The sequence below is a fragment of the Nitrospirota bacterium genome, from assembly GCA_035516965.1.
Classification (GTDB): Bacteria; Nitrospirota; UBA9217; order UBA9217; family UBA9217; genus MHEA01.
Map to the genome: position 1 here is coordinate 1 of DATIZR010000062.1, position 25,113 is coordinate 25,113.

28 protein-coding genes are annotated in these 25,113 nt (G+C 56.6%); 18 read left to right on the top strand and 10 right to left on the bottom strand.

The genetic code is table 11. The features are described from left to right. Both VL197_09690 and VL197_09695 read left to right on the top strand, forming a co-directional pair. On the top strand, positions 1-421 hold a 421-nt coding region (locus tag VL197_09690), incomplete at its 5' end, for an NAD(P)/FAD-dependent oxidoreductase (GenBank protein HUJ18248.1). 308 nt (positions 422-729) lie between these two features. Beyond that, complete coding sequence (locus VL197_09695) at positions 730-2,571, top strand: ATP-binding protein (GenBank protein HUJ18249.1); 1,842 nt, start codon at positions 730-732, stop codon at positions 2,569-2,571. 230 nt (positions 2,572-2,801) lie between these two features. Here VL197_09695 and VL197_09700 read toward each other — a convergent pair whose 3' ends face one another. Both VL197_09700 and VL197_09705 read right to left on the bottom strand, forming a co-directional pair. Further along, complete coding sequence (locus VL197_09700; protein ID HUJ18250.1) at positions 2,802-4,808, bottom strand: diguanylate cyclase; 2,007 nt, start codon at positions 4,806-4,808, stop codon at positions 2,802-2,804. A gap of 308 nt (positions 4,809-5,116) precedes the next feature. Next, the gene (locus VL197_09705) at positions 5,117-5,767 is read right to left on the bottom strand and encodes a glycosyltransferase (protein HUJ18251.1); all 651 of its coding nucleotides are present in this window, start codon (positions 5,765-5,767) and stop codon (positions 5,117-5,119) included. Between the two features lie 153 nt (positions 5,768-5,920). Between VL197_09705 and VL197_09710 the strand changes: the two genes are divergently transcribed. From VL197_09710 to VL197_09720, 3 genes are all read left to right on the top strand, one after another. Continuing rightward, positions 5,921-6,559, top strand: coding sequence for a helix-turn-helix domain-containing protein (locus VL197_09710; protein ID HUJ18252.1), 639 nt, complete (start codon positions 5,921-5,923; stop codon positions 6,557-6,559). 131 nt (positions 6,560-6,690) lie between these two features. Continuing rightward, the gene (locus VL197_09715) at positions 6,691-7,170 is read left to right on the top strand and encodes a tetratricopeptide repeat protein (protein HUJ18253.1); all 480 of its coding nucleotides are present in this window, start codon (positions 6,691-6,693) and stop codon (positions 7,168-7,170) included. 285 nt (positions 7,171-7,455) lie between these two features. Next, positions 7,456-7,653 (top strand): hypothetical protein, encoded by a 198-nt coding sequence (locus VL197_09720; GenBank protein HUJ18254.1) that lies wholly within the window; start codon positions 7,456-7,458, stop codon positions 7,651-7,653. A gap of 328 nt (positions 7,654-7,981) precedes the next feature. On the opposite strand, the gene VL197_09725 is transcribed toward VL197_09720, so the two are convergent. After that, positions 7,982-8,404: a response regulator gene (locus VL197_09725; GenBank protein HUJ18255.1), complete on the bottom strand. Its 423-nt coding sequence runs from the start codon at positions 8,402-8,404 to the stop codon at positions 7,982-7,984. Between the two features lie 368 nt (positions 8,405-8,772). Between VL197_09725 and VL197_09730 the strand changes: the two genes are divergently transcribed. Beyond that, complete coding sequence (locus VL197_09730) at positions 8,773-9,573, top strand: DUF1847 domain-containing protein (GenBank protein ID HUJ18256.1); 801 nt, start codon at positions 8,773-8,775, stop codon at positions 9,571-9,573. A 369-nt stretch (positions 9,574-9,942) separates the two neighbouring features. Here VL197_09730 and VL197_09735 read toward each other — a convergent pair whose 3' ends face one another. The 4 genes from VL197_09735 to VL197_09750 form a co-directional block, all read right to left on the bottom strand. Beyond that, positions 9,943-10,758, bottom strand: coding sequence for an ABC transporter ATP-binding protein (locus VL197_09735; GenBank protein HUJ18257.1), 816 nt, complete (start codon positions 10,756-10,758; stop codon positions 9,943-9,945). Positions 10,759-10,787: 29 nt separating this feature from the next. Then, positions 10,788-11,627: an ABC transporter permease gene (locus VL197_09740; protein ID HUJ18258.1), complete on the bottom strand. Its 840-nt coding sequence runs from the start codon at positions 11,625-11,627 to the stop codon at positions 10,788-10,790. Between the two features lie 2 nt (positions 11,628-11,629). Beyond that, positions 11,630-12,562, bottom strand: a complete 933-nt coding sequence (locus tag VL197_09745; GenBank protein ID HUJ18259.1) for an ABC transporter substrate-binding protein — start codon at positions 12,560-12,562, stop codon at positions 11,630-11,632. A 127-nt stretch (positions 12,563-12,689) separates the two neighbouring features. Continuing rightward, positions 12,690-13,262, bottom strand: a complete 573-nt coding sequence (locus VL197_09750; GenBank protein HUJ18260.1) for a nitroreductase family protein — start codon at positions 13,260-13,262, stop codon at positions 12,690-12,692. A gap of 290 nt (positions 13,263-13,552) precedes the next feature. Between VL197_09750 and VL197_09755 the strand changes: the two genes are divergently transcribed. From VL197_09755 to VL197_09770, 4 genes are all read left to right on the top strand, one after another. Continuing rightward, on the top strand, positions 13,553-13,687 hold the full coding sequence (locus VL197_09755; GenBank protein ID HUJ18261.1) for a hypothetical protein: 135 nt from the start codon (positions 13,553-13,555) through the stop codon (positions 13,685-13,687). A 261-nt stretch (positions 13,688-13,948) separates the two neighbouring features. After that, positions 13,949-14,797, top strand: a complete 849-nt coding sequence (locus VL197_09760) for a hypothetical protein (protein HUJ18262.1) — start codon at positions 13,949-13,951, stop codon at positions 14,795-14,797. Positions 14,798-15,067: 270 nt separating this feature from the next. Next, positions 15,068-15,280 (top strand): RNA-binding S4 domain-containing protein, encoded by a 213-nt coding sequence (locus VL197_09765; GenBank protein HUJ18263.1) that lies wholly within the window; start codon positions 15,068-15,070, stop codon positions 15,278-15,280. A gap of 84 nt (positions 15,281-15,364) precedes the next feature. Further along, positions 15,365-16,198, top strand: a complete 834-nt coding sequence (locus VL197_09770) for an aldo/keto reductase (GenBank protein HUJ18264.1) — start codon at positions 15,365-15,367, stop codon at positions 16,196-16,198. A gap of 382 nt (positions 16,199-16,580) precedes the next feature. Here VL197_09770 and VL197_09775 read toward each other — a convergent pair whose 3' ends face one another. Together VL197_09775 and VL197_09780 are read right to left on the bottom strand one after the other, a co-directional pair. Continuing rightward, on the bottom strand, positions 16,581-16,958 hold the full coding sequence (locus tag VL197_09775) for a response regulator (GenBank protein HUJ18265.1): 378 nt from the start codon (positions 16,956-16,958) through the stop codon (positions 16,581-16,583). Positions 16,959-17,135: 177 nt separating this feature from the next. Then, entirely contained in the window at positions 17,136-17,759 is a 624-nt protein-coding gene (locus VL197_09780; protein ID HUJ18266.1) for a DUF3047 domain-containing protein, read from the bottom strand. A gap of 518 nt (positions 17,760-18,277) precedes the next feature. Between VL197_09780 and VL197_09785 the strand changes: the two genes are divergently transcribed. The 8 genes from VL197_09785 to VL197_09820 all read left to right on the top strand — a co-directional run bounded on the left by VL197_09785 (position 18,278) and on the right by VL197_09820 (position 23,799). Then, positions 18,278-18,847: a hypothetical protein gene (locus VL197_09785; protein ID HUJ18267.1), complete on the top strand. Its 570-nt coding sequence runs from the start codon at positions 18,278-18,280 to the stop codon at positions 18,845-18,847. Positions 18,848-19,120: 273 nt separating this feature from the next. Further along, positions 19,121-19,606: a MarR family winged helix-turn-helix transcriptional regulator gene (locus VL197_09790; protein HUJ18268.1), complete on the top strand. Its 486-nt coding sequence runs from the start codon at positions 19,121-19,123 to the stop codon at positions 19,604-19,606. A 45-nt stretch (positions 19,607-19,651) separates the two neighbouring features. After that, positions 19,652-20,188, top strand: coding sequence for a DsrE/DsrF/DrsH-like family protein (locus VL197_09795; protein ID HUJ18269.1), 537 nt, complete (start codon positions 19,652-19,654; stop codon positions 20,186-20,188). 13 nt (positions 20,189-20,201) lie between these two features. After that, entirely contained in the window at positions 20,202-20,444 is a 243-nt protein-coding gene (locus VL197_09800; protein ID HUJ18270.1) for a sulfurtransferase TusA family protein, read from the top strand. Positions 20,445-20,682: 238 nt separating this feature from the next. Continuing rightward, positions 20,683-21,444: a respiratory nitrate reductase subunit gamma gene (locus VL197_09805; protein ID HUJ18271.1), complete on the top strand. Its 762-nt coding sequence runs from the start codon at positions 20,683-20,685 to the stop codon at positions 21,442-21,444. Beyond that, on the top strand, positions 21,404-22,672 hold the full coding sequence (locus VL197_09810) for a (Fe-S)-binding protein (GenBank protein HUJ18272.1): 1,269 nt from the start codon (positions 21,404-21,406) through the stop codon (positions 22,670-22,672). Before VL197_09805 ends, VL197_09810 begins: the two co-directional genes overlap by 41 nt. Before the next feature lie 222 nt (positions 22,673-22,894). Continuing rightward, complete coding sequence (locus tag VL197_09815) at positions 22,895-23,329, top strand: antitoxin Xre-like helix-turn-helix domain-containing protein (GenBank protein HUJ18273.1); 435 nt, start codon at positions 22,895-22,897, stop codon at positions 23,327-23,329. Next, on the top strand, positions 23,329-23,799 hold the full coding sequence (locus tag VL197_09820; protein HUJ18274.1) for an RES family NAD+ phosphorylase: 471 nt from the start codon (positions 23,329-23,331) through the stop codon (positions 23,797-23,799). Before VL197_09815 ends, VL197_09820 begins: the two co-directional genes overlap by 1 nt. Before the next feature lie 220 nt (positions 23,800-24,019). Here VL197_09820 and VL197_09825 read toward each other — a convergent pair whose 3' ends face one another. After that, a complete protein-coding gene (locus VL197_09825; GenBank protein HUJ18275.1) occupies positions 24,020-24,283 on the bottom strand; it encodes a hypothetical protein in 264 nt (87 codons plus the stop codon). Between the last annotated feature and the right edge of the window lie 830 nt (positions 24,284-25,113).

The window sequence follows — 25,113 nt, forward strand, 5'->3', positions numbered from 1 at the left end:
CGTCGCCATGAAGCGGATGTTCACCAGCGACGTGACCTTCCTCAGCCACGGCTTCTCCCCGGCGCCGGCGTACAAGGCGCTTCTCGAGGAGGAGGGGATCGGCCTGGTCGAGGGGCGGCCGGAAGAGCTCCTCGGCGAGAAGACCCTCGAGGGCGTGCGGCTCAGCGACGGCCGTGTCATACCCTGCGAGGTCATCCTGGGGTGGGGCGGGATCTCCCTGAACGACGAGTACCTCGAGGGTCTCCCGATCGAACGCGATGCCGATGGGTTCAAGATCGCGACCAGGGGCAACGGCGAGTCGAGCATCCCCGGCCTCTTCGTTCTCGGCGCGCTGCGCCACGGCCACTCCCAGGCGATCATCTCAGCCGGCCAGGGCGCCGAGGCCGCGATCGAGATCAGCACGAGGATCGTCGAGCTCTAGAAGGACGTCTTAGTAACTAACAAATCAAATTCTTTGCAAAAGGGCGAGAAAATTTCTCGCAGAGGCGCAGAGCTCGCAGAGAAAACCAAAAAATAATTCGCCACGAAAGACTTTCGGGTTTTGGTTTTAAACTCTGCGTCCTCCGCGTGCTCCGCGAGAGACGCCTTTAGCTACTGGTTTTGATCCGGCTTGTCCGGGTCAGGTTAGTATGGGGTCGCTCTTTAAGCAGTCTCACAATGGTATAAAGGGCGCCTCCGGAGCATATCGGAACTAGTGAGATTCTGATATCCCTGTGTTATACTCACCCCATGGCGCTCCCTGTTCGCATGTTCCCGGCTACCGATTTATATATCAACCCGCATGCCCTCCCTCCGCTCTTCACGGCCCTTGCCATCCTGCTGCTCGGACTCATCGTCGTGATCCGGGAAAGAGGCGCCCGGGAAAGCCTTCTCTATCTCGGCTACACCCTGGCAGCCTCCGCCTGGATGTTCTGCGCCTCGGTGGCCCTGTTCCAGTCTTCGGAGGCGATGGCGTACCGATGGATGACCTTTGCCAACGCAGGCGTCACCATGATGCCCGCGGCGCTGTACCATTTTACGGTCGTGGTGATGCAAACGGACGGCCCGAACCGGCAGCGCGTCCGGCTTGCATGGACGATCTCGGCAATCTTCCTGGCCGTGACCCTGCTGACGGACGTCCTGTTCGACGGATTGAACCATTACTCCTGGGGCATCTTCCTGAGGTTCCGGTGGCCGTCCTTTCTGTTCATGGGCTATTTCTCCGTCATGACGGCTATGACGCTCCGGGAGTATTGGGTTGTCTATAGAAGATCGGACCGGAATACCACCAGGAACCGCCGCGCAAAGGCGTTCCTCATAGCCTTCGGCATCGGCTACCTCGGCGCGCTTGATTTCCTGCCCGCCATCGGGGTTCCCTACTACCCGCTGAGCTATATCCCCATGATCTGCATGCTGGTCCTCGTCTCGAGGACGATATGGCGCCATCGCCTCGTGGACATCACGCCTGCGTTCGCCGCCCGTGAGATCATCGCCACCATGAACGATGCGTTGATCGTGCTCGACCTCGAGGGCGTGGTCAGGCTGGTCAATCAGGAAACGTGCAGCCTGCTCGGATGCCGTGAACAGGACCTCGTCGGCAGGCGGCCGATGGACGGCATGACAACGTGCCAACAACTTGCGGAACGGATCGTGTCGCTCGTCGGGAAAGGCGCGGTCCGGAACGTGGAGGTCGAATGCGGGCCGCACAACGGCGGTTCCCGCACGTTCAACCTGTCCGCTTCCCTGATGCGCAACCACCGCGGGGAACCGGTTGCGACCGTCTGCCTGGTGAACGACATCACCGACCGCAATCGTGTTGAAAAGGAGCGGGAGCAGCTTATCGGACAGCTGCAGGAGGCCAACGAGAAACTGCGGATGCTCGACACGATGAAGACAAACTTCATCTCGACGGTCTCCCACGAACTGCGCACGCCGCTGACGACCATCAAGGCCTTTGTCGAGCTGCTGCTCGTGAAGAAGGGGATGCCCGATGAGCGAAAAGTGAAGCTGATGAACACGGTGAAGGTCGAGACCGACCGGCTTGCGCGCCTGATCAACGACCTGCTCGATCTTTCGCGGATCGAAGCGGGCTCGGTGAAATGGCAGTTCGCACCGGTCTCCCTGGAGGACATCATCCAGTCGGTCATCGAGAGCATGGGGGTCCTCTTCGAGAACAAGGGGCTCCGGGTGGCCGTCGAGTTCACGCCTCCTCTTCCGGCTGTTTCGGGCGACCGCGACCGCCTTGTGCAGGTCGTGACCAACATCCTTTCCAATGCCGTCAAGTTCACGCCGCGGGGAGGCTCGATACAGGTCGCCCTTCGCCAGGAGACGGCGCAGCTCGTGGTCGAGATCTCCGACTCCGGCATCGGGATACCGCCCGAACATATCGAACTCATATTCGAGAAATTCCACCGGTCGGACGACGTGCTGACCGCGGCCACGGAAGGCACGGGCCTCGGCCTTGCCATAACGCGCCAGATCGTCGAATACCACGGAGGAAGGATCTGGGCCAGGAGCACGCACGGAAAAGGGAGCACCTTCATCTTTACCCTGCCGCTGGCGGGAGAGAGGGCTGTCGCAGGGACGCGGTGACATGCTGACGGGGAGACGGGGAGACGGGGAGACAGCCTCATCTGAGGATCACCCCTTGAAAGCGTAATGTCAGACGGAAAGGCAAACGCGGGGACGGTGAGGCGACGTGGTGAGTGATCGCTGTGATGAAAAAGAGGAACATCTTAGGGGCAGGCCTGCCTGTGGCCCCCGACGAATAAGTACTGACGGGTATGACCCGGCATCTGTTGATTGGTCCTTGTTTCCCTGCCTCAGCTTTCCGCAGTTCTGATCATATCGCGGTAGAGCAGGTTGCCGCCTTTCCCGCCTTCTTTCACTCGATACATCGCGTTATCGGCCTTTTTGAGGAGTGTTTCCGGATCGCTTCCGTCCTCCGGAAAGAGGCTGATCCCGATGCTTGCGCCGATCGAGCATTCATGGTCCCTGAGCATGAATGGTTTGGACAGGGCGTTGTTGATCTTCCGGGCAAGAACAAGCGCATCATCGGGCGCTGCGATCTTTCCACAGATGCCGACGAACTCGTCGCCGCCAACGCGCGCCACCGTGTCCGCAGACCGGGTGCAGGAGGTCAGCCTCCGCGAAACTTCTTTGAGCAGAAGGTCGCCCATTTCGTGTCCCAGCGTATCGTTGACAGCCTTGAACCGGTCGAGATCGATAAAGAGAACAGCGACAACGAATTGGTTCCGTTTTGCCAGCTCCAGAAGCTGGTGGAGCCGGTCGAAGAACAACGAGCGGTTCGGCAGCCCCGTGAGATCGTCATAGAGCGCGAGCCGCTTGAGACGTTCTTCGATCACGGTCCGTTCGGTGATGTCCACCATCGTCCCGATGATCGCCGGACGGCCGCGGTAGATCGTCGCGGAACCGTACACCTCGACGTCAATGAGATCCAGCTCCCTGGTGCTGGCCCGGAAGGAATAGTGGAGCGATTTGACCTCGCCGTCGATCCTCTTGCGGATATGCTCCTGCACATCCGGCCAGTCATCGGGATGGGCGAGGTCGCGCGGACCGAGTCTGTCCGTCAGCTCGTCCGCGGCGTACCTGAAAATCTGAGCGAACCGGGGGTTGACATACCGGAAGAGGCCGTCCTGGATGAGATAGATGCCGACCAGCGATTGTTCGGCCAGCGTACGGAAGAGCTCTTCCGATTCGCGGAGGGCCTCATGCTGCTGGTCCAGCTCAGACACCATCGTATTGAAGGCCCGGGACAGTGTCCCGATCTCGTCGTCCGTTTCGGGCCGGACCAGCTTGTCCACGCCCTCTTTGCGGGACAGCTCCCTGACGTGACGGGTAAGACGATGGAGCGGCCCCGTGTACCGCCGGATCAGGAAGGAGATGATGACGGAAACGACCATCACGATGCCTGCCCCGGCCGCCAGGAGATATACTTTCATCTCATTGATGGCCGCATAAGCCTCGGCCTGGGGAAGGTTGGCGACGACGATCCACCCGTTGACCTTCATGCGCTTGACCGAGGTCACCATGGGGATACCGCCGGTCGTTACGGTATCCTGGGTCCCCTCAAAGCCTTCCAGGGCCTCGTCATACAGCTTGTTCCCGGCCGGGATCGGCTGCATGATCCGCGTCTTGTCGGGGTGCATTACCATGATCCGGTTCGCCGTCGTGAGCGAAAGGAATCCGTTCTTCCCGACCTTGATCTTGGCGATGTCCCCCAGGATGTTGTCTCCCATGAGGTCCATGCTGCCTGCGAGAAAGCCGGCCAATGCTCCTTTGCTGTTGAAGATCGGGGCGGTCATCATGATCGCCGGATGGGAATGCGTCTGCGAGGAGAAATAGGGATCGGAAATGATGGGCTTCTGCGACTCGACGGTCTTCTTGAAATAGGGGCGGAACGAATAATCCTTGCCCCGCCTGTTCGGGGTAAAGGGCGCCTCGGCGATGGATATGCCGGCGGCGGAAACGAGGGTGTAATGATTATCGAAGAAACTGGTGAGATAGGCCTTGCTGTCGAGGAAGCGCTGGGCAGCTTCGGGGCTGCGCAGCGCTGCGGGGGGAACTTCCCGGGCAGCGAGGATGAGCAGCTGACGGGCCAGCAGCAGCTTCGTATCGATCTCGTTCGCGATTGCCGATGCCAGCAGGAACTGGTTCCGGTCGATGGTGGTCCTGAGCTGCCGTTCGAAGTACGAGGTCGCAAGATATCCGGCCAGGGACAGGGAGAGGATGACGACCGTGGATACGCCCAGGGTCATCTTCGTCTTCAGGTTGAGCGATCTCAGCAGTTTCCCGCGAAGAGGGGACATAAGGATTCGTTTGGGACCGACCAGATCCATTGAGGATCAGGCTTGATCTATTGGTTTGCCCCTGGGACCTTTCATGACCATCAAGGGCCGATCGGACTATCAGGCACCAGCCCGTCGAGGCGGTATTTGCATGATTCCGATGCCGTGAGAATAGTACAAACAAGGTCGGGAGTCAATGGGGAGATAAGAACATGGGAAGATAAGAAGAGAGGGGACGTTGTTTTGAGCGTGCATGTCTGCTATCAAATGAGAAATGCAACACGGGCAACAACGTCCCCAGGCATCCCACAGCACATCCCGCCTCTCTCCTACTTGAACTTCGCCGGGAACTGTTTCACGATCCCGTCGGTGAGCATGTCGGCGAACATGAGCATGTGCACATGGCCCTTGTCATAGGCCTCGATGTCCGCGGACCAGTCCTTCTTGAGACGCGAAACAACCTCGGTCGTTGTGAACGCGAGGTGCATGTACAGCATGTCCTTCAACTTCTGGACCGGCCAATTCGGGTTGGCACTACTCAAAAAAACGGCGATGTCGTCGGCGTTTGCCGTCCACCTTTTCTGTCCCTTGGCAACGCCGTCGTTGTCACCGGCCTTGGCTGCGGCCACGATGTCCGCTGCGATCAGGATGTGGTCCCTGAGCAGGGCGGACAGCTTCTTTCCCGCCTCATCGCCATAGATCGGCTTGATGGCATTGCCGATGTCGTCCTGGTTCCTGAGAAGCCGTTCAGCGACCTTTCCGGTGTCATCAAGCCCGGCCAGCGCGCTGGTGATGAAGCTCCGTGTGTAGACGATATGATCCTCCCACAACTGCCGCATGGTGTTCCGCAGATCTACGACCGACTGCGTGTAAACGACCGTACCCGTCTTCTGATACTCCATCGCTGTCGCGGAAACTGGTAAAAACAGCATCCCCGCTGCGACCAGCATTAACGTCCCTATGAATAGTATCCGTTTCATGGCCTGTACCCCCTTGATCTCTGTCGTGGTGCACTGTTTCCTGGTGCAATAATAGCGCTTTTATGCAATTAAGTCAAAATAGAATTTTACTTAATTGACAAATAGGGTAAAAAGGGTGTACTATCTACAGCATAAGTACCAAGGAGGATTTTCATGACCCCTGGATCGCCGCACACGGAAAAACACATGGGTACCCGCGGCCGCATCACTGAGCTCCTGCTCAAGGACCAGCGGACCGTCGAGGAGCTCGCGGAAGCATTAGGCGTGACCAGGAACGCTGTGCGTGCCCAGATCGCTCTGCTTCAGCGGGAGGGGGTCGTTGAGGTCCAGGGACAGCTCAAAGGGACCCGCAGGCCGGCGGCGGTCTACGGCATCCGGGCAGGGGCCGAGGTCGGATCATCCTTGGCTTATTCGATCGTCCTGACCGGGCTCGTGAGGGTCCTGGGCGGTCGGTTGCCGTCGCGGCAGTTTGCGTCGATCATGAAGGAAGTGGGCCAGGGCATGGCCGCAGCTGTTCCGCGCCCAGCCGGGAACGCCCGGGAGCGCGTGATCGGCGTCGTGAACGTGCTTCGCTCGCTGGGTTCCCTGGCTGAGATGAGCGAGGAAGACGGGAAGATCGTGATCAGGGGGAACGGCTGCCTCATCTCCCGGGCCGTTCAAGCCGACGTGCGGTCCTGTGCGGCCATGGAATCGTTCCTGAGCACGCTCACCGGTCTTCCGGTGACCGAGCGCTGCGACCACGGCGAACGGCCGGGCTGCAGGTTCGAGATCGAGGTCCCGCGGGGAAAATGACCGATGAAGTGAAGATCATGGGAGCCTTCAGGGACGCCCAGTTTGGAAGAGTGGCGAGGTGATATACTTATTCATATCGGAGGAAAGGATCTTATTTTTTCTGCTCTACCAGAGGCACCAGGAGGACCCCTATGAAGACGTTTACTTACTCTGTGCTGATCCTTTGCGTTATCGGCCTCGCACTCGTGCGGCCCGACGCGGCCCGCGCAAGCGGCTACGGCAGCGATACGTCTCGTGCGCCTGCTGATCCCGACGTCGTCCGTGCAGAAAAGGCGATCAAGGAAAAGAATTGGGACACGGCCATCGAGTTGCTGAACAAAGCGGTGAAGCGCGACCCTAAGAACGCCGACATTCTCAACCTGATGGGTTTTACCGAGCGCAATCGCGGCAATCTCGACGCGGCGTTCAAATACTACGAGCAGGCGCTCGCGATCAACCCCAGGCATCGCGGTGCACACGAGTATATAGGCGAGGCCTATCTGATGGCCGGCGATCTCGCCAAGGCCGAGGAGCATCTGGCCAAACTGGACAAGCTTTGTTTCTTCCCTTGCGAAGAATACAGCGACCTCAAGGCTGCCGTAGCCACGTACAAGCAGCAGCATCCGAAATAAGCCGGACGCACTTCTGGAAAGGCAGACGCGGGGACAAAGAACGAACCGCCCATCTGCTGTGACCAGTCGTTGTTGCAGTGAACGTGATTATAGGGCCAGATCTCGAATTTTGATATTTTACCTTGCCTATGCTGAAGTCCTTGCCTTATCAATCCTGGTTATTGAATCCTTTAGCAATCAACCAAACGAAAACGATCACTTCTTCCATTGCAGCGCCTTTATTGTACGCTCGTTCGACCTGTCTGATACAATAGAAACAGCAGCAGGTTCGGAAGGAGGTGACGTATGAAGACCATTCCCGATAAGTGCAAGGATGTGAATGTGGTGAGTTCGTTCTGCGGCTGCATTGCAGAGGCGGATTCCGTTGATGTGGCGGCGAAGGGATTCTGCGCCCGGTCGAAGAACGGCAGCGACAAGAATACCACCGGGGAAGACCTGGCCGAACTGAAAAAAGCTCTGATGGATATGGAAAGCAGACCCTGAGGAGCTCAGAGGCTGTCCTTTTCTGCTTGACCTCTTGCCTTGTCTCTTTCTCTCCCTCATGCGGGTTCTCTCCGGTCAGGATATCCCCGCGCAGTCTACCCTGTCTCGTCCAGCGGTATTGAAAAGAAAACCGTTTTCAAGAGCGACCAGGGCCTGATCGGCTTTCCGAGCATGTTCAGAGGAGAAGTGAGGCTGTTGCGATCGAGATTGACTTGTATCCATGAGAAAGAAGATAGGGGACGATGTTTCTGAGCGGGGGCATGACTGCTATCGTATAAGAAATGCAATGAAGGTAACAGCGTCACCAAGCATCCCCAAGCTTCACCGGTTACAGGGTGCCGGGGGACGGACGTCTATCGATTCCCCGGTCAATTCGGAAGATAAGAATGTCCGCGCTCCTTTTTTCAAGAGCTGATTTCACGCTCCGTCCCAGTTCCTTTTCACTTACCGGCTTGGAAATCAATTCACTTATTCCCAAACCAGGATCGATATCCGCGTTGCAGCACCCGGTAAGCATGAGCACCGGTACCGATGGCAGGATCTGCCTCAGGACACCGATAAATTCAAGGCCGTTCATGCCCGGCATCTGATAATCGGTAATGACAAGATCCATCGGAATTCCCTGCCGGATAAGCTCGAGCGCAGACCCGGCATCGGGTTTCGGGATAACGTCGTACCCCAGGTCATTCAGCATGAGCTCATAGAGCATTAAAACGGCCGGATCATCATCGACGAGCAGGATTGTTTGCATAGTATTCATATTCACAATGTTGCAGAACGAATATCGCTCACTTTTATATATGACATACAGCAAGATTAATACCTTATCATTGCGATCGAAGCATGATTTAAAACGAACAATATATCAGTCGGTTAGAAACAAGATTCATCCCGGGGCGTTCAACATACATTCTGAAGACAGGAATTTAACCATCATATCATGCGAAAATACCTACATTGGGTAATTTGAACCGCCGGATAGTATGTCGTCTGCTTTCGAGTGAATGGAAAATCCCCGGCGTCGGTCCTGTCCTGTTTGACTTGTCCCTTTATCTTTGATACTCTCGGCATGGCACGTTCCTTACACCCCGGGAAAGCCGGACGAAAGAGAGGTTTTGTATGACGAAGTTCAGCTGCAGTCTCTGCGGAGCCGTGTGGCAGAAGCAGGGGAAAACAAATTGCTGGAGCGCCGACCAGGCGCAGGCTCCTGCCAAGCCGGGATATTGTCCCTCCCGGGAACATCTGCCGCTCATCAATGATGCCTTCGACGAGTACCGGGGATCGAGCGAGGACGCGAAGATTGCCCGCGTGGCCACGCAGGTCGAGGGCCTGTGTTATCAGCGGACGCCGGGGACGGAAACGATCAACGCACGGTGGACGCGGGTGGAGGATACCATCGCCTTCGCGAAGCTCATGGGGTACCGGCGGATCGGGATCGCCACCTGCATCGGCCTGTTGGATGAGACAAACCGGCTGGCGTTGATCCTTCGTGCCCAGGGCTTCGAGCCCCTCTCGGTCTGCTGCAAGGCCGGCAGCATGGACAAGCTAGAGCTGGGTATAACCGACGCGGACAAGGTGAGACCGGGAACGTTCGAACCCGCGTGCAACCCGATCGCCCAGGCGCGGCTTCTGAATGCAGCGCAGACAGACATGAACATCATCGTCGGGCTCTGCGTGGGACACGACATGCTGTTCTCAAAGCACTCCGACGCCCCGGTCACGACCTTGGTGGTCAAGGACCGGGTGACCGGACACAACCCGGTCAGCGTGCTGTACGGACAGAACTTCTATTACAAACGGCTTCAGGGAGCGCCCCTGGAGGTGTCCGCCCCGGGTGCGGTGAAGGGGCGAAAGGATCCGGCTTCGAAAAAGCCGACCCTCGCCAGAGGCAAACGGCGCGCTTCGAAGAAAAAAAATTAGGGCATGATACGGCCGGGTCTTTATTCTTGATGTCGGCCTTTTTCGCTGCGTCTGCCTGTTCATCACTGCCCTATTGAATTACTGCGGGAGTTGAAGGCCAGGTTCAGAACTGTTTTTATCGATGTGTCATGCCGCCCCGATCGACAGCGGACCGGAGTGCGTAACTCTCCGGCTCCTGTTTCACGCCAGTCCGACACTCCTCAATTTTTTCAAGTTACCTTTGCGACTTTGCGGCTTTGCGCGATGAATAAGGTTTTAAGGCGTGCTCAATTTATTTCATTCAGTTCACACCCTGCACGCGCGCTATGCACTCGTAAGCGCTGGGCACAGGCGAAGGGGGTATGAAAAAAACGCCATAACAAACGTCGGCTAGGCAGGTCGCTCGTCCCTGCGGGAGCGCATCTGTTCTTCCATGACGAGGGCGGAGACCTCCTTCTGGAGGGCGATGAACCGGGGCGAGGCCACATCGCGGGGGCGCGAAAGCTCGACGGGAACGAGCCGCTTGATCGTGCCCGGACGGTAGGTCATCACGACCACGCGGTCGGCGAGATAGATCGACTCCTCGATGCCGTGGGTGACGAAGACGATCGTTTTCCGGAACTCCATCCAGATGCGGAGCAGCTCGTCCTGCATGGTGCGGCGGGTCAGGGCATCGAGCGCGCCGAAGGGCTCGTCCATCAGCATGATCGGCGGATCGAGGGCCAGCACGCGGGCGATCGCCACACGCTGCTTCATGCCGCCGGAGAGGTCCTTGGGGAACCGGTCCCGGAACTCGAGGAGCTGCAGCTTTTCCAGGAGCCTGTCCACCTGCTCCCGGATCAGCTGCTTCTTCATCTTCTTGATCTCCAGGCCGAAGGCGACGTTCTCCGCCACGGTCATCCAGGGGAAGAGGGCGTATTCCTGGAAGACCATCCCCCGGTCCGGACCGGGGTGGGTCACTTCCGCGCCGTTGGCGATCACCCTGCCCGAGGTGGGCAGGGAAAATCCCGCCAAGGCGTTCAGGAGCGTTGATTTGCCGCAGCCGGAAGGACCGAGCACGGCGACAAATTCTCCGCTGGAGATCGTGAGGTCGATGCCGGCGAGGGCGACGATCTCGCGGCCCTTGCTGCTGAAGGTCTTGCGCACGTTCTCGACGACGACCTGGGGGGTCGGGGAGGCGTTGCTCTTGATGTCGTTCACGGTCATGTCCTTAGCGCCGACAAGCATGCGCTCCATCATTCCTGCCCCTGGTGCCAGCGGAGCAGGCGGTTGTTGATCCTGCTCATCACGGTGTCGATGGCCAGGCCCAGCAGTCCGATGGTGATCATGCCGGCGATGATCTTGTCGGACCAGAGGTATTCCCTCGCCTCGAGAATGCGGTAGCCGAGCCCGTCGTTCACCGCGATCATCTCGGCGACGATGACCACGATGAAGGCTACGCCGATCCCGACGCGCAGGCCCGTCAGGATGTAGGGGGTCGCCGCGGGGATGATGATCCGTACGAACAGGGTCAGGCCGCCCGCGCCCACGTTGCGAGCGGCGCGGATGAACAAGCCGTCCACGTGCCGGACACCTGAGATGGTGTTCATCAGTACCGGGAAGAACGCGCCGAGGCTGATCAGGAAGAACGCGGGCGGGTTGCCGAGCCCGAACCAGAGAATCGCGAGGGGGATGTAGGCGATGGGGGGGATGGGCCTCAGGATCTGGATCAGCGGATTGAACAGGTTGTAGATGAAGGCGCTGGCGCCCATGAGCAGCCCGAGCACCAGGCCGAGCCCGGCGCCGATGCCGAAGCCGACCAGCACCCGCATGACGGTGGCAAGCGCGTCATGGGGCAGCTCGCCGGAAAAGAGCCAGGTGAGGTAGTTCATCGCGGCCGGATCGTATGGCTCCAACGGTCTTGCGTAGGCTACCCACCGGAGGAAGACCTGCGTCGGGGCCGGGAGCACATGGGGGCTGATGAACCCGTTCCGGGAAAGCAGCTCCCAGACCACGAGCAGACCCGCCGGCAGCGCGACGGCGTGCAGCAACCGGGCGAACAGGGAGTGATGGTTTTTCCTCTTCAGGCGCTTCATGACTATTTCGCGTCCAGTTCCTTCTTCGCCTTCTCGAGCAGGTCGACCTTCACGTAATCCTTCGCCGCGGGCGGGGACGCCATCTTCGCGATCCCGTATTTTGCCATCATGTCCGTGGAGACCTGGACCTGCTGCACGGTGACATCATAGGTAAAAGCCGCATTCTCCATGGCATCGTGGTAGTCCTCGGCGCTCAGCTGGCCCTTGAACATCTTTTCCCGGACGTATTGTTCCGCGGCCTTCGGGTTCTCGATGAAATACTTGGTCGCCTCGACAAAGCACTTCATGAACCGTGCGGCCACGTCTTTTCTGGTGTTGTACATCGCCTCGGTCATGATCAGGGTCCGTATGGGCTCTCCGACGGGGGTGTCATAGGGCTTGATGATCTCCACGCCGAACCCCTTGCTGATGGCCTGGGTGGACTGGGGTTCGGACTGGCACATGGCGTCGATGTTCCTGGCCATCAGGGCCTGGTTCAGGTCCGCGTAGGCCAGATAGACGATCTGCACGTCCTTGCCCGGTTTGTCGGAAAAGGAAAGGTTGTGCTTGCCCAGCTCGGCCAGCAGGACCAGCTCCTGCGCTCCGCCGCGCGGAACGCCGACCTTTTTGCCCTTCAGGTCGGCAACGGAGGTCCAGTGTATGTCCGGCCGTCCGACGATGCGCGCCCCGCCGCTGGCGAACCCGGCAACGATCACGATCGGAACGTTGCTGGCGCGGGCGGCAATCGCCCCGTCCACGGCGCTGGCCGATACGTCGATCTCCCCGGCGATGATTGCCGGGATGATGTCGATACCCTTGGGGAACACGCGCTCCTGGATCTCGATGCCGTACTTCTGCGCAATCTCCTTCATGTACCAGACCGCGCCGTAGTGGGCGAACTTCAGGGTCCCGAGGCGCACCACGTCCGCGCCAAAGGCGGGCGCGGTCCCCACCATGATCAGCAGCACGAAGCACAGCAGCGTCTTTTTCATTTGGTTCCTCCTTGGCAATGGTTCCGGAACGCCGGAACACGCATCCTCCGGTCCGGACATCCGGGGTTCGGGGGACGCGGGGAGAAGCGTTCTACCCCGCGATCAGGTCTTCGAGCGAACGCTTCGGCACATGGTGAACGCCCTGGCTGTCGCGCCAGTACTTGATGTCCCCGTCTGGCCTGACCTGCTCGATCACCACAATCTCCCGGGGCTTGCCGAGCGCGATCACCAGCAGGATCTCGAAGTGGTCCGGCAGGGACAGGACCTGGGCCAGGGCGGGCTTCTGGATCGAGGCAATGATGCAGCCTCCGAGGCCCTTCTCCGTGGCGCCGAGCAGGATGCTCTGCGCCGCGATCCCATGGTCGCAGCCGAAGGAAGGCTTCAATCGCTTGTCCCCGAGGATGATGATGTAGGCGGCAGGCCGCTCCCCCTCGCCGGGCCCGGACCAGTCCTTCAGATAGGCGGCCCATGTCAGGGTCGGGAATATCCGGCCGTTCCTCGCGGCATCTTCGGAGAGGATGAACTTGAGCGGCTGCATGTTGCCGCCGGTCGCGGACAGCCGTGCGAGATCGGCCAACTCGTTCAGCGTTTCCCTGCCCACACTGACTTCCTGATGGAAGCGCCGATAGCTCCGGTTCTTCAAAACAAGTTCTTTCATCTTCATGGAGAACATCCTCCCGCCCGCTACTTCCCCGGATCACGGGGTGGCGAAAAAAGTATAACAAAAATGAAAGGAAAAGGGTACTCATTCCTGATTTTCCCGAAAGAGTATGTTTGATATGAATGTCCAGGATCGAGAAGTGATCCAGAATTAACCTGAATGAGACAAACCGATCTACCTCGTTCCCTGTCAGCATAATATCATCTCCTCCCAGTCTCTCCTGTGCAGCGAAGGGGAAAGATATTATGCTATAATCATCACAGACACGATATTCAGTTAAAAGGAGGCGCACAATGGGAGACAAGGGCGGTAAGAAGGGCAAGGAAAAGAGCCAGAAGCAGAAAGCAATGAAGCATGTGCATGAAGTGCAGCAACAGAAGGACAAGCAGCAGAAGAGCTCGTTCGAGGCAAAAATCAGAAACGGATAACGGGAAGTGCGGTCTCCCTGATTTCCCGTAGTGAGAGGCAATCCCTTTTACCATCCGGCGCATACTCCCCGACATCCCGGGGCAGGTCTTTTGTGTTGATTTTGCCATTCCGGAGCATTTTTGAGGTTTCTACTTTCCCGCCATCCTCCCTATTTATCTGCCAGACCCCGTTGGGCCGCTGCGGTTTGACAATATCCTTATTCCTTGTTAATCTGTCGTTCAATAATCAACGTTCCCAGAGAACAGGAAAGAGGCTCGCCCATGGATCAAGCTCGCATCGTATTTACCCGGTTCCACGGAGACGGCAAGGAGATGTTCAACGACATTTATGCCATCGACCCGGACGGGAAGAATGAGACCCGGCTGACGATGAACCCGGGGACCAACGGGGAATACACGGACAATGCGGCGCCCCGGTATAACAAGAACAGGACCATGATCGCCTTTGTCAGCACGAAGAACAACCCCAAGAAGCTGTACAACATATTCTTCATGGACCTTGCGACGCGGAAAACGGCCCAGATCACGACCGGAGATCTCAACATCAGCAGCGTTGACTGGTCAGCCGATGACAGCCGGCTCGTGTTTTCCGGCGTTGACGAAATGGGACTCCAGCAGGTGCATATCATCAATATGAGCGGGACGGGATTCACCAAACTTACCACGGGGCCTTCGGAGCACCTGAACCCAATGTGGTCGCCCCGTGGCGACCTGATCGCCTTCGTCCAGTTCTCGCCCGGAAGCGAGTCCTCCCAAATCCTGGTCATGGACCCCGCAGGCGGGAACCAGAGACAACTCACGGTGGATGATTGCCTGCATGCGAACCCATCCTGGTCGCCGGACGGGAACTGGCTCATTTTTCGCTGCGACCTGGGTACGCCCCACCTCCGCAGGCTCAATGTGGATACGGGGGAGATCGTTCTGTTCGAGCCTCCTGCACGGGGAGCCGATTCGTCTCCCATATGGTCCGGTCAAGAGATCATCTTTTCCAGCAGCTGCGACTGGGAGGATGCTGAATCGCTTTCGAATCTTTACCGGATGTCCGAAACAGGAGAGAACATACAGCGATTGACCACAACGCAGGCCTTCGAATATTGCGGGGACTGGTGAAAAAATAATTTGAGCCAGGTCTATTGCTTATTAACAGTCTTATAATAGTTTCAACATCGAATGTAACTGCTCGGCATGAGTAAACGCGCAAAACCTATTTATCCGCAGATGCCGCAGAAAGCAATGAAACCACTTCTGGGTTTAAAGCCAAGCAAACCGAATATCAAGTCTTTGCTTCTCGCTCTCATTGAGAATCTATCTGCGTTAATCTGCGTAATCCGCGGAAAAAATAATACCTGAGCGGAGCTGCGGAGACCGCGGAGAAAGATCATGACAGAGTTCAAGCTGGAAGGCAGGGAATACATCGAGCTCAATGACCTGTTAAAAGTCACGGGCTTGTTCGCCAGCGGCGGCTTGGCAAAGACGGCGATTGCGGAAGGCCGCGTAACGGTAGACGGGCAGGTGGAACTCCGCAGACGATGCAAGATCCGGTCGGGTCACACAGTGGAATGTGAAGGCCATAAGATCGTTGTGAAGAAGTGAGAAATAGAAACTAAGGATTAGGAATGAAGAATTAGCAGTCCGTGCCGATCAGGCTCAAGTCATCAGGAGTGCTATAATCCCGACATGACTATCCCAACCCGCATTCTCGGAAAAACAGGACAGGCCGTCACCATGCTTGGCCTCGGCGGAGAAGGTGTCCTCAGGACCTTTGGCCGGGACAAGGCTGCCTGCGCTCTGATCAATCGGGCTCTGGATCTGGGCATTACCTACTGCGAATCTGCGCGGGCTTATTCGGGAAGCGAATCCTATTACGGGAAAGCGCTGCGGGAGCGGCGCAAGGATATCTTCCTTACCAGCAAGTCCCACAGCCGTGACAAGAAGGGTGCTCTCTCCCATCTGCATGAGACGCTACGGAGCATGGGGACCGACCACCTGGACCTCTGGCAGGTGCATGATGTGCGGGAGGAAGTGGACATCGCGGCCATCTTCGGACCGGGCGGCGCTATCGAAGCTTTTCAGGAGGCAAGGGAGCAGGGAAAAACGCGGTTCATCGGGGTCACCGGCCATCACGATCCCGCCATCATAAAAAAGTGCATCGAACATTTCCCGTTCGATACGGTGCTGATGCCGGTCAATCCCGCCGAGCCGAAGTACAGGAGCTTTATCGATCATGTCCTGCCCCTGGCCCGGGAGAAGAACATGGGGATCATCGGCATGAAGGTCTATCTGCGCGGATACGCTTCCCAATTGCCCGGGTACACCACCATGAAGCCCTTCCTGAGCTTTGCCCTCTCCCAGCCAATAACCAACATTGTCATAGGCTGCGACGACATCGAACAGCTGGAGCAGAACGCGGCGTTCGCCGAATCGTTCGAGCCCATGTCGATTGAGGAGCAGCAGAACCTCATCCGCGACGTGGCTCCTTTCGCGCGGCAGCTGATGTATTACAAGCCGTGACGTCCCGGGAAGAAGACGGACAGGGAGACGCGGGGAAGGGGAAGCGACAGGGTTCCGGGATTGCTGGAGACGGTGTATGAGATATCACAGAGGCTCTCACTAGGTTGAGCCCCTTCGTGGTTTCGTGGCATTGTGTGAGAATAAACCGAAATTAATTATGGGTTTCTATTGTCGAAGAGCAGCCAGAATCAAGATTTCACACGGAGACACAGAGATCACAAAGTGGAAAGCGGGTGTCCACCGCATCGTAGACCGTCTCCCGTCCTCCGAGTCTTCGCTTGTGCCCGCGTTCTTACGACAACAGGGTACGTCTCAGCGTGAACCAAACATTGTCCTCCCCCTGCGGGGGGAGTCAACCGTCCATGACTGCCCCGGAGTTCCTCTAGCTGAATGCATGAGGCTTTTCCATCGCCGCTTTGACGACGCGGTATAAATCCTTTGATCGAATTGGTTTGGAAAGGCAGTCGGTGAGCCCGAGGCTGAGAGATTTTAAATAGGTCTCGACGGTATCATAGCCGGTAAGGATAATTACGGGGACTGATGGAGAATACCGTCGAATCTCACTGAAAAAATCATGTCCGTTCATTCCCGGCATCGCGTAATCAGTCAATACAAGATCAACTTTCGTTCCTTCCCTGACCACGGAGAGAGCCGGTCCGGGATCGGATTTTGCAATAACGTTGTATCCAAATGAGATCAGACTGTCCTCCAGGAAACTTAAGACATCGCGGTCGTCATCAACCAGCAGTATTGTCTTCATATCCCGTCCCTTCAGGCTATAATCAGGGAATTCAATCGACAGAAGCGTTGAAATAGGTCCTTCTCGTGTATTCAAGGTTCTGCTGAGAGAGGTATCGGCTTATTTACCGTAAACTTTAGGTAGTTTAAATATCATCCCGGGGGGGCAAACGGAAGGGAAAACGCAGCATACCGCTTTTTATTGCTTTTTGAAAGAGATGCCACCGAAGTAGCTTTCGGCCGACGTCCCGGTGTGCTGGGAATTGATCTGTATCCTCATGCCGTTGACCTCACCCGGCTCCCCGCCAAAGAGCTTCCGGTAATCGTCGTAAACGTTCCGGGTTTCGGTGATCCAGGAGCCGGTTCCGGTCTTGCCGGAACGCACGACGACGGCCTTGATGGACATGAAGAAGGGCGCGGCCGTGTCCGCCATGATGCCCTGGGGAGCCGTCGTGTCCCATATATAGACGATCGCCTGGGTCTTGGAAAATGCGAGGAAGAGCTGGGCCGCCTGATCGTCGGTGCCCGATTTTCTGAAATCTCCTCCGCTGGGCAGCTTGGTAACCTTCCAGGTCCAGGTGAGAACCGGGTACTGTCTGAGATTGACGTGAACTTCCTTCTGCAGGGAGAAAGAGGTTTTTGCACTCCGCAGGCGGACGGCGGCAACGCCATCGTCTTTGACGACTGCGAAATCCGCCTTTCCCGTTTTTTCCTTGACCTGCCATCCAGCGGGTGTGCCGGCGGCATCGATCGCGGACGAGAAATCCGCTATCACCACCTGGTCTGCGGCCAGCGCGGGGCTGGAACATATCAGGACTGCCATCAACACAACTTTCCACGTTATTGACGAAAATGACATAAGCGGCTTCCTTGAAAAAAGAGAACATCCCCCTGTCTGTTGTTCCCTCTGCTGGCAGTGAATAGAGTCGCCTGCAGGACTTCTTCTGCGCGGCTACGGAGAATCCGCCAGCTTTTCTCGACGCTGACGTTCTTGCAGACCTTGCAGGCAGACCGTCATGACAGACCGCCCTGTTTCAGAATATACCGTCGAGGCGACGATATACATGCGGGAAAGGTATAATTTCATTGTATCACATGCATCGGCCGTCAGAGGAGAGGATCTTGCCCTTCGGCATTGAGGCTCTGGGCCGGTCTTGAGGCTTGACCCTGTCACCCTGGAGTGCTATTGTTGTCTGGCCTGCAGGGTCGGTTATCTTACGATCATTGCATACTGTGTTGTCGAAGCACCGTCATCTCCGTCCCGTTCACTCCTTAACGCCTATGCGATCGAAGGATCCGAAACAACTCCGCCGGAAGCGACCACCGCAGCAGCGCAGCAGCGTGGAGGTAGACGTAGAGTCGCTCCTGTCGCTGGAAAACCGCTGCAGAGGCTGCGCCAAGGGCGAGCGTTGCTGCTGCTCGTCGTATGAGGTCTGTGTTAGCGCCGTGGAGTTGAAGAGGATCATCAAGGTCCTGCCCGAGGCTGCCAGGCTCTGCCCCCATCTTCTGACCGCATGGGGATACGACAACGTATTCGAGGAAGAGGAACACGGGCTTTTTTCCATCGACACGACCGAAGACGGCCTCTGCCTCTTCGCCTACTGGTCACATCACCGTATCCATTGCTCCCTGCACACCGTCGCAAAGACGCTCGGCCTGCCCCTGGAGCAGGTGAAGCCGAAGGTCTGCCTGCTCTGGCCCATGCATTTCACGGAAGGTCGTGAGGTCCTGGCCATGATCAACGATGCCTTTCTGTTCAACTGCAACGTACGGAAAGCGCCGGGTTCGCGTGATCTGAACCCTGGTTTTGTCGAGGCGATCGAGCTGGTGTACGGCGAGGGCTGCGGTACCCAGGTAAAGTGCGCGGCAGCGAACGGGGACAGGCGCACGCTGCTTGTCATCCGGCGATAACGCCGGCGACCGATATAGAGAGATAAAAATCCTGCCTCCAGTGGCCTGCTGATCGTAATTCACTTAATTTTTTGCGATTAGATATCAACCCCTACCTCGCACTCTACCTCGCAGTAAATCTAGTTTATTACATTCAATTGCTGAATATAATACACTGAATTAAAATAATTAAAAAATAATTTAAAGTTAACAAAATTAATAACAAGGCAACCTTGCAATTCTTAATATTGTCATATATAATTGCTAGTAACAATGGTTGCTAATAGAAACTATATGAGCGTTGAAGAAAAAAACGGCGCGGACGCCTCCTTAAAGATGCCGCTTCTCGTCAGGAAACTGAGCCAGTGCTTTACCCTGACGCAGGAGACGATCTGCGGGAAGTTCGATCTTACGGGCGCGGAGGCTGCCCTCATCTCGGTCATGGAACCCGGCAGGAAGCTGTGCTCGGCCGCACTGGTGGAACGGCAGGACCTGTCTAAAGGAAGGATCAGCCGCATCGTGGAATCCTTGAAACAGAAGGGGTACCTCATCAAGAACGAACATCATGCCGACCGGCGTCACAATATCATCGAGCTCACGGACCGCGGAAGGGACGTCCGGCAGGCAATCGCGGAGGAGCAGGCCGCACAGTGTCACCGGGTCCTGTCCCAGGTCCCGGAAGACAAGCGGTCCATGATCCTGCCGGCGCTTGAACAGCTGGTCAAGGCTCTCGAGCATATCAAGCACGAGGGTCGGGTGCCTGAAGACGATCGATTGTAAGAGCTTTCGGTAAGGTTCATTAATCTTGGAGAGGAGGATATGAACATGAGTACGGCCCAGGTTGTAATGGAACAGCAACAGGCAGAGGAACGGCTTCCTGCGGTGGAGAACAAGATCTCGATGGTGGTCTTTTCGGGCGACCTCGACAAGCTCCTGGCTTCCCTCATCATCTCTACCGGAGCGGTGGCAATGGGAATGAAGGTGAGGCTTTTCTTCACGTTCTGGGGCACGGCTGCGCTGCGCGACCCGCGAAAGACGGCCCGCGGCAAGAACCTGATGTCCAGGATGTTCGGGTTCATGCTGCCGAAAGGCGCGACGAAGGTGAAGCTGTCCAAGATGAACATGGGCGGCATGGGGAGCGCCATGATGAAGATGCTGATGCAGAAGAAAAAAGTGGCTTCCCTGGAGGAAATGCTGGCCCTTGCCGGACAACTGGGCGTCGAGATCTGCATCTGTGAGATGTCCATGGGCCTGATGGGATTCAAGCGCGAGGAAATGATCGATTACCCGAACATGAAGGTCTGCGGCGTGGCCTCGTTCCTGGCGGAAGCGCAGACGAGCAGGGTGCAGCTTTTCATCTGAAGGGAGGTGCGTCATGTCTATCGAACTGAAACCGGACAGGGTCGTGGACCTCAAGGGGCTTCCCTGTCCCATGCCGGTGATCAAGATCAGCCAGGAGATCACGTCCGTGGCTGTTGGCCAGGTTGTCGAGGCCATCACCACCGACCCCGGGTCACTGGCCGACTTTCCCGCCTGGGCGACGAGCACCGGGCAGGAGATCGTCGGGACAGACCAGGCATCGGGGGAGATCAGGTTCTACGTGAAGCGGCTCCACTAATCAAGAACAGTCACGAAGAAATCGACTTCTTTTCCCGATTCTTTTCCCTGGGAAAGACCATGCAGGTCAAATTCCTTGACACTGAGTGTCACAGAAAGGGGCTATGAAGGATCACGGGTTCCCGAGTATTTTATTCCTTATCCGTGTCCTTCCGTGTCCGATTCTCATTGTCTTTTCGGTTCCTGATTGTCCGGGTTAGGCTTCTACTGCACGAATTCAGCTGCGGGGAGTATTGGCCATGCAAGACCGCATCTACTCTTTCGTCATGGTGCCCATGGTCTATGCGGCGCTGGGGGTGTTCCTGGCCGGCGTCATCGTCAGAGGCATGAAAGTCCTGCTGGCCCCGCGCCAGCACACGACCCTCCAGATCTTCCCGGCACCCCGTCATCCCCGGCTCCGTGCGCTGGCCGACACTTTTCTGCTGCCGACCGTGAGGACCGACCGTCCGGCGCTGTGGTTTTGCCTGATGCTCTTCCACGGCGCGCTGGTCCTTCTCGTAATCGGGCATATCGAGCTGATACGAGGGATCCGGGCACTGCAGATCTTCCCGCACCAGGGCTTCCTCGGCGGCGGTCTGGTCGGCTTGGTCCTCACCATCGCCCTGTGCTTCTTTCTCGTCAGCAGGTTCCGGACGCCCTACCGGGAGATTTCGGTGCCCGAAGACTATTTTCTGCTGCTGCTCCTGCTCGTTACCGTTCTGACCGGCTCCCACATGAGTTGGGCGAGCTATATCTCTCCGGCGGGCTTCGACATCGCGGTGCAGAGTCACCGCGAATACCTGTCGAGCCTTCTGGTGCTCCGGCCGTCCGTTCCCGCGGGCATCGCGGGATCGCCGCATTACGTGCTCGTGGCCCTTCATATCTTCTTCGCCAATTGCTTCCTGATGTTCCTTCCCTTCAGCAAGATCGTGCATACCTTCTTCGCGCTGCCCCTGAACCTGATCAGACGAGGAGGCCTTTATGGAGCCCGAAGTACGCCGGGAACTGCTGACGCGCTTTGATTCCAGGCTGAATGTTGCCATGCGCATGTACCTCGACACCTGCGCCCGCTGCGGCGTGTGCATACGGTCCTGCCATGTATACGCCTCCATGCCCGAACTGAAGTATTCGGCGGTGCACCGCGCTGAGGTTATCCGCAAGCTCTTCAAGCGTTATTTCAAGGTCCAGGGCCGCGTGTGGACCTCGCTGGGGGACAGCGCAGATCTGACCGACGACATGGTGGAAACGATCTACCAGGCGGCATACAGCTGCACCGGCTGCCGGCGCTGCATGGTTCACTGCCCTTTCGGCATCGACACCCAGATGATCATGTCCATTGCCAAGCTCCTGCTTATTGCCGGGGGCCGGGAGCCCAAGGTCCTGAGCATGCTGGCGGACATGTCCATCCAGAAGGGCAAAGCGACGGCCGAAACACGGGCCAATTATGCCAGGGCGATCGAACAGCTGCGGGATGAGGTGCTCAGCCGGTGGCGGGAGGCCCATGGTGAGAAGGTCGTGCCCCTGGACGTGCAGGATGCGAACATCCTGTACGTGGCGCTGGCGGGAAAACATTCCATCGTGCCGGCAGCGGCGATCATGAACGCGGCGGGCGAGAAATGGTCCCTGAGCTACTACGAGGCAGTGAACTTCGGAGCCTTTCTTGGAAATCCGGAAAAGACCCGGCTGATCGCGCAGCGGATCATCGACGAGGCGACGCGTCTGAGAGTCAGGGAGGTTTCCATCTGCGAATGCGGCACCGCCTACCGGGTCATGCGCCATATGATGGGCGCCTTGCCGTTCCGGGTGACCAGTTTCACCGAGGTCATCGCCCGCTACCTGCGGGAGGGGCGGATCACTTTGGCCAGGAACCGCATCAAGGGCCGGATCACCTACCATGATCCCTGCCAACTCGCGCGGAACGGCGGCGTGATCGAGGAGCCGCGATACATCTTCTCGCAAATGACCGACGACTTCGTCGAAATGCAGCCGAACCGGACGGAGAACTGGTGCTGTGGAGGCGGGGGCGGTCTCGTGGCGATCGGGGAAAAGGATTTCCGCATGCGATCAGGCCGGGTCAAGGCAGACCAGATCAAGGCGGTATCGCCGGACATCGTCTCCACGGCCTGCGAGAACTGCCACTCCCAGCTGACCGATATCGTCGGACACTACACGATCAATACGAACGTCCGATTCCTGAGCGACATGGTCGCTGAATCGCTCCAGGATCCCCTGGCCCCGGTGCGGTTGTAAGCCTTATGAGGTTACCCGGCTCAAGAGCACCCCAAAGGCAGGCGCGGGGAGGGGAGACGTCATGAAGACCGCAGGGTTTTGAGCTCTATCCGACCAATCTCTCACTACAAATCCGCTGCTCCATCAGCCCTCACCGTGTCCGCTTGTTCCGTTGTTGACAATTGCGACAAATAACGCTAATATTTAGACAAATGTCGCAGCCGGATTGCTGAGGAGAACGTCATGACATATGCAACGACGGTTGAAGAGATCCTGGGAGGGAAGAAGGCCAGGCCTAAGAAGATCCAAAGCCGGATGGATTTTATCGAGCTAAGCAACAAGGGGATAACGAAGGAGGCGCTCCTTCGCCTGGCTGCCTATCTCAGTATTTCAATGCGCCAGCTGGCCGAAGTCCTTCCGGTCACCGAGCGTACGATCCAACGATATGCTCCGAAGAAGCATTTTAATCGTGTTGTCTCAGAGCAGATACTTCAGCTCGCGGAGATAGCGGCGCGGGGCTCCGAAGTATTCATGAGCAGGGAGAAGTTCCTGCACTATATGAACATGCCGAGCAAGGCATTGGCTGATAAGACGCCTTTGAGCCTGATCCATTCGAAATTCGGTGCGGAAATGGTATTGGACGAACTTGGCCGGATCGAGCATGGCGTGTTCTCCTGATGGAGGTCTATCGGATAGCGCATACCCGGCACATCAGGGACCTGACCGGAACGGGCGCGCGTTTATACGGCGGAAGATGGAATTCCAAAGGCACGGGCATCGTTTACACATCGGAAACGAGAGCGCTTGCCGTACTGGAATACCTCGTGCACGTCCCTCTATCTATGGTTCCTTCCGCCTTGAGCATGGCTTCCATCCGCATTCCTGATAACCTTTATGCGAAACACATTTCTCTCTTCCTATCAGCTTTGCCGAAGAGCTGGAGGGCCTATCCGGCACCCTCGCAGCTTGCCGAGCTGGGCACGAACTGGATCGGGAAAAACGACACTCTCTTGCTTCGCGTTCCCTCCGTGGTCGTTGAGCACGAGTTCAATCTTCTCATCAACCCCTCGCATCCGGACATGAAACAGGTCACCATTTCCGCTGTTGCCGACTTCAAAATCGATGATCGTCTGATTCGTCCGAAATAGGTGGCTTTGGGGAGAACCCATCTCAAGACCACGGTTCGAGACTGGTGGTTCGGGTACTACTACAATGTCTTTAATCAACGGTTATCTATATCAAGTTGCCTGTAATCAAACAGTATCGACCGTCTTCCGCGTCTTCACGGCTCCGCGTGAACAAAAAAACGGTCTGCAATAGTTTACGATCTAGAGTCATTTCAACCCCTTCCCTCAAAAGCAGCTTCTGTTATAATTCATGATAAATGCCCTGTGAAAGGGCAAAGGAAAGGACTACCTTAATGTTGGAAGCAAAAGACTTTGCAACCGGTTGCCTGACGATAATAGTATGCGTAATTTTAATCCCCCTCTTTTTTCTGGTCTTCAAGTTGACTCTTATCTTTGCCATCTTCCTTGCGATCATCACCGGCATTATCCTGGGGATAACTGTTGTAGGCAGAATCGTGAGATTCTTTATCACGGGGAAATGACCGGGAGACTTTAAGAACTTCACTATTGATCTCTCTTCATAAAAATAAAAAGGCCGGTCAATTATGACCAGCCTTCGTTTATTGTGGTAGGGCTGAAGGGGAACTCACGCGCTTTACGAGGGGACCGATCCCCTCGTGTTCTCCCCCAAATCATGAGGGAAATCATTTCCCTTAAACTCGCTTTGGTTCAATCCCTCTCAGCAGAAATGAAAAAGGCTAATCTTTCGATTAGCCTTTTAGAATTCATGGGCTGAGGACAATCGAATAAATCGTCTAATCATTTGAAATGCCGAAACTATTCATTTTGATATTTTTCGTATACACTAAAAAATACACCCAGACTTTTCCTCTATTTCGACTTTTATAAAGGCAGTGAGAAAGAAAAAATTTCTGCTCGAAATATGGCTTTATGTTATAGTATTGCCGCTGCGGCTTCCTTCCTGAACTGTTGGAGTTGTCGTTCTTGCTAACAATCAACACTTCATCCAGAATTAAATGACCGCTGATACCTCGCTGATACCCCTACCCGGCGATTGACATCCATGTCGATCAGGAATATAGTCTTTTAAATTATCGAAACTAGGCACAATCATTGCTAACTGGTAAATACCGAAAAATCGTTTTTTCCTAGCCGGAGCCGGCTAGATAAGCACTGGCTGTATCTGATCAAAACGATATTCCAGAATACTTGTCTGTTATTCGAAAGGAGAAACGAAATGAAGCCATTAGGTGGCTTTGCCCAAAAAGAATTGGATGCGCTGTGGGCTTCCTTAAAACAGTGACCGGCCAAATCCGTCAGTTCAAAAAATGGTAGATGACGCAATGGAACAAGTAATGACAATAACAACACCCG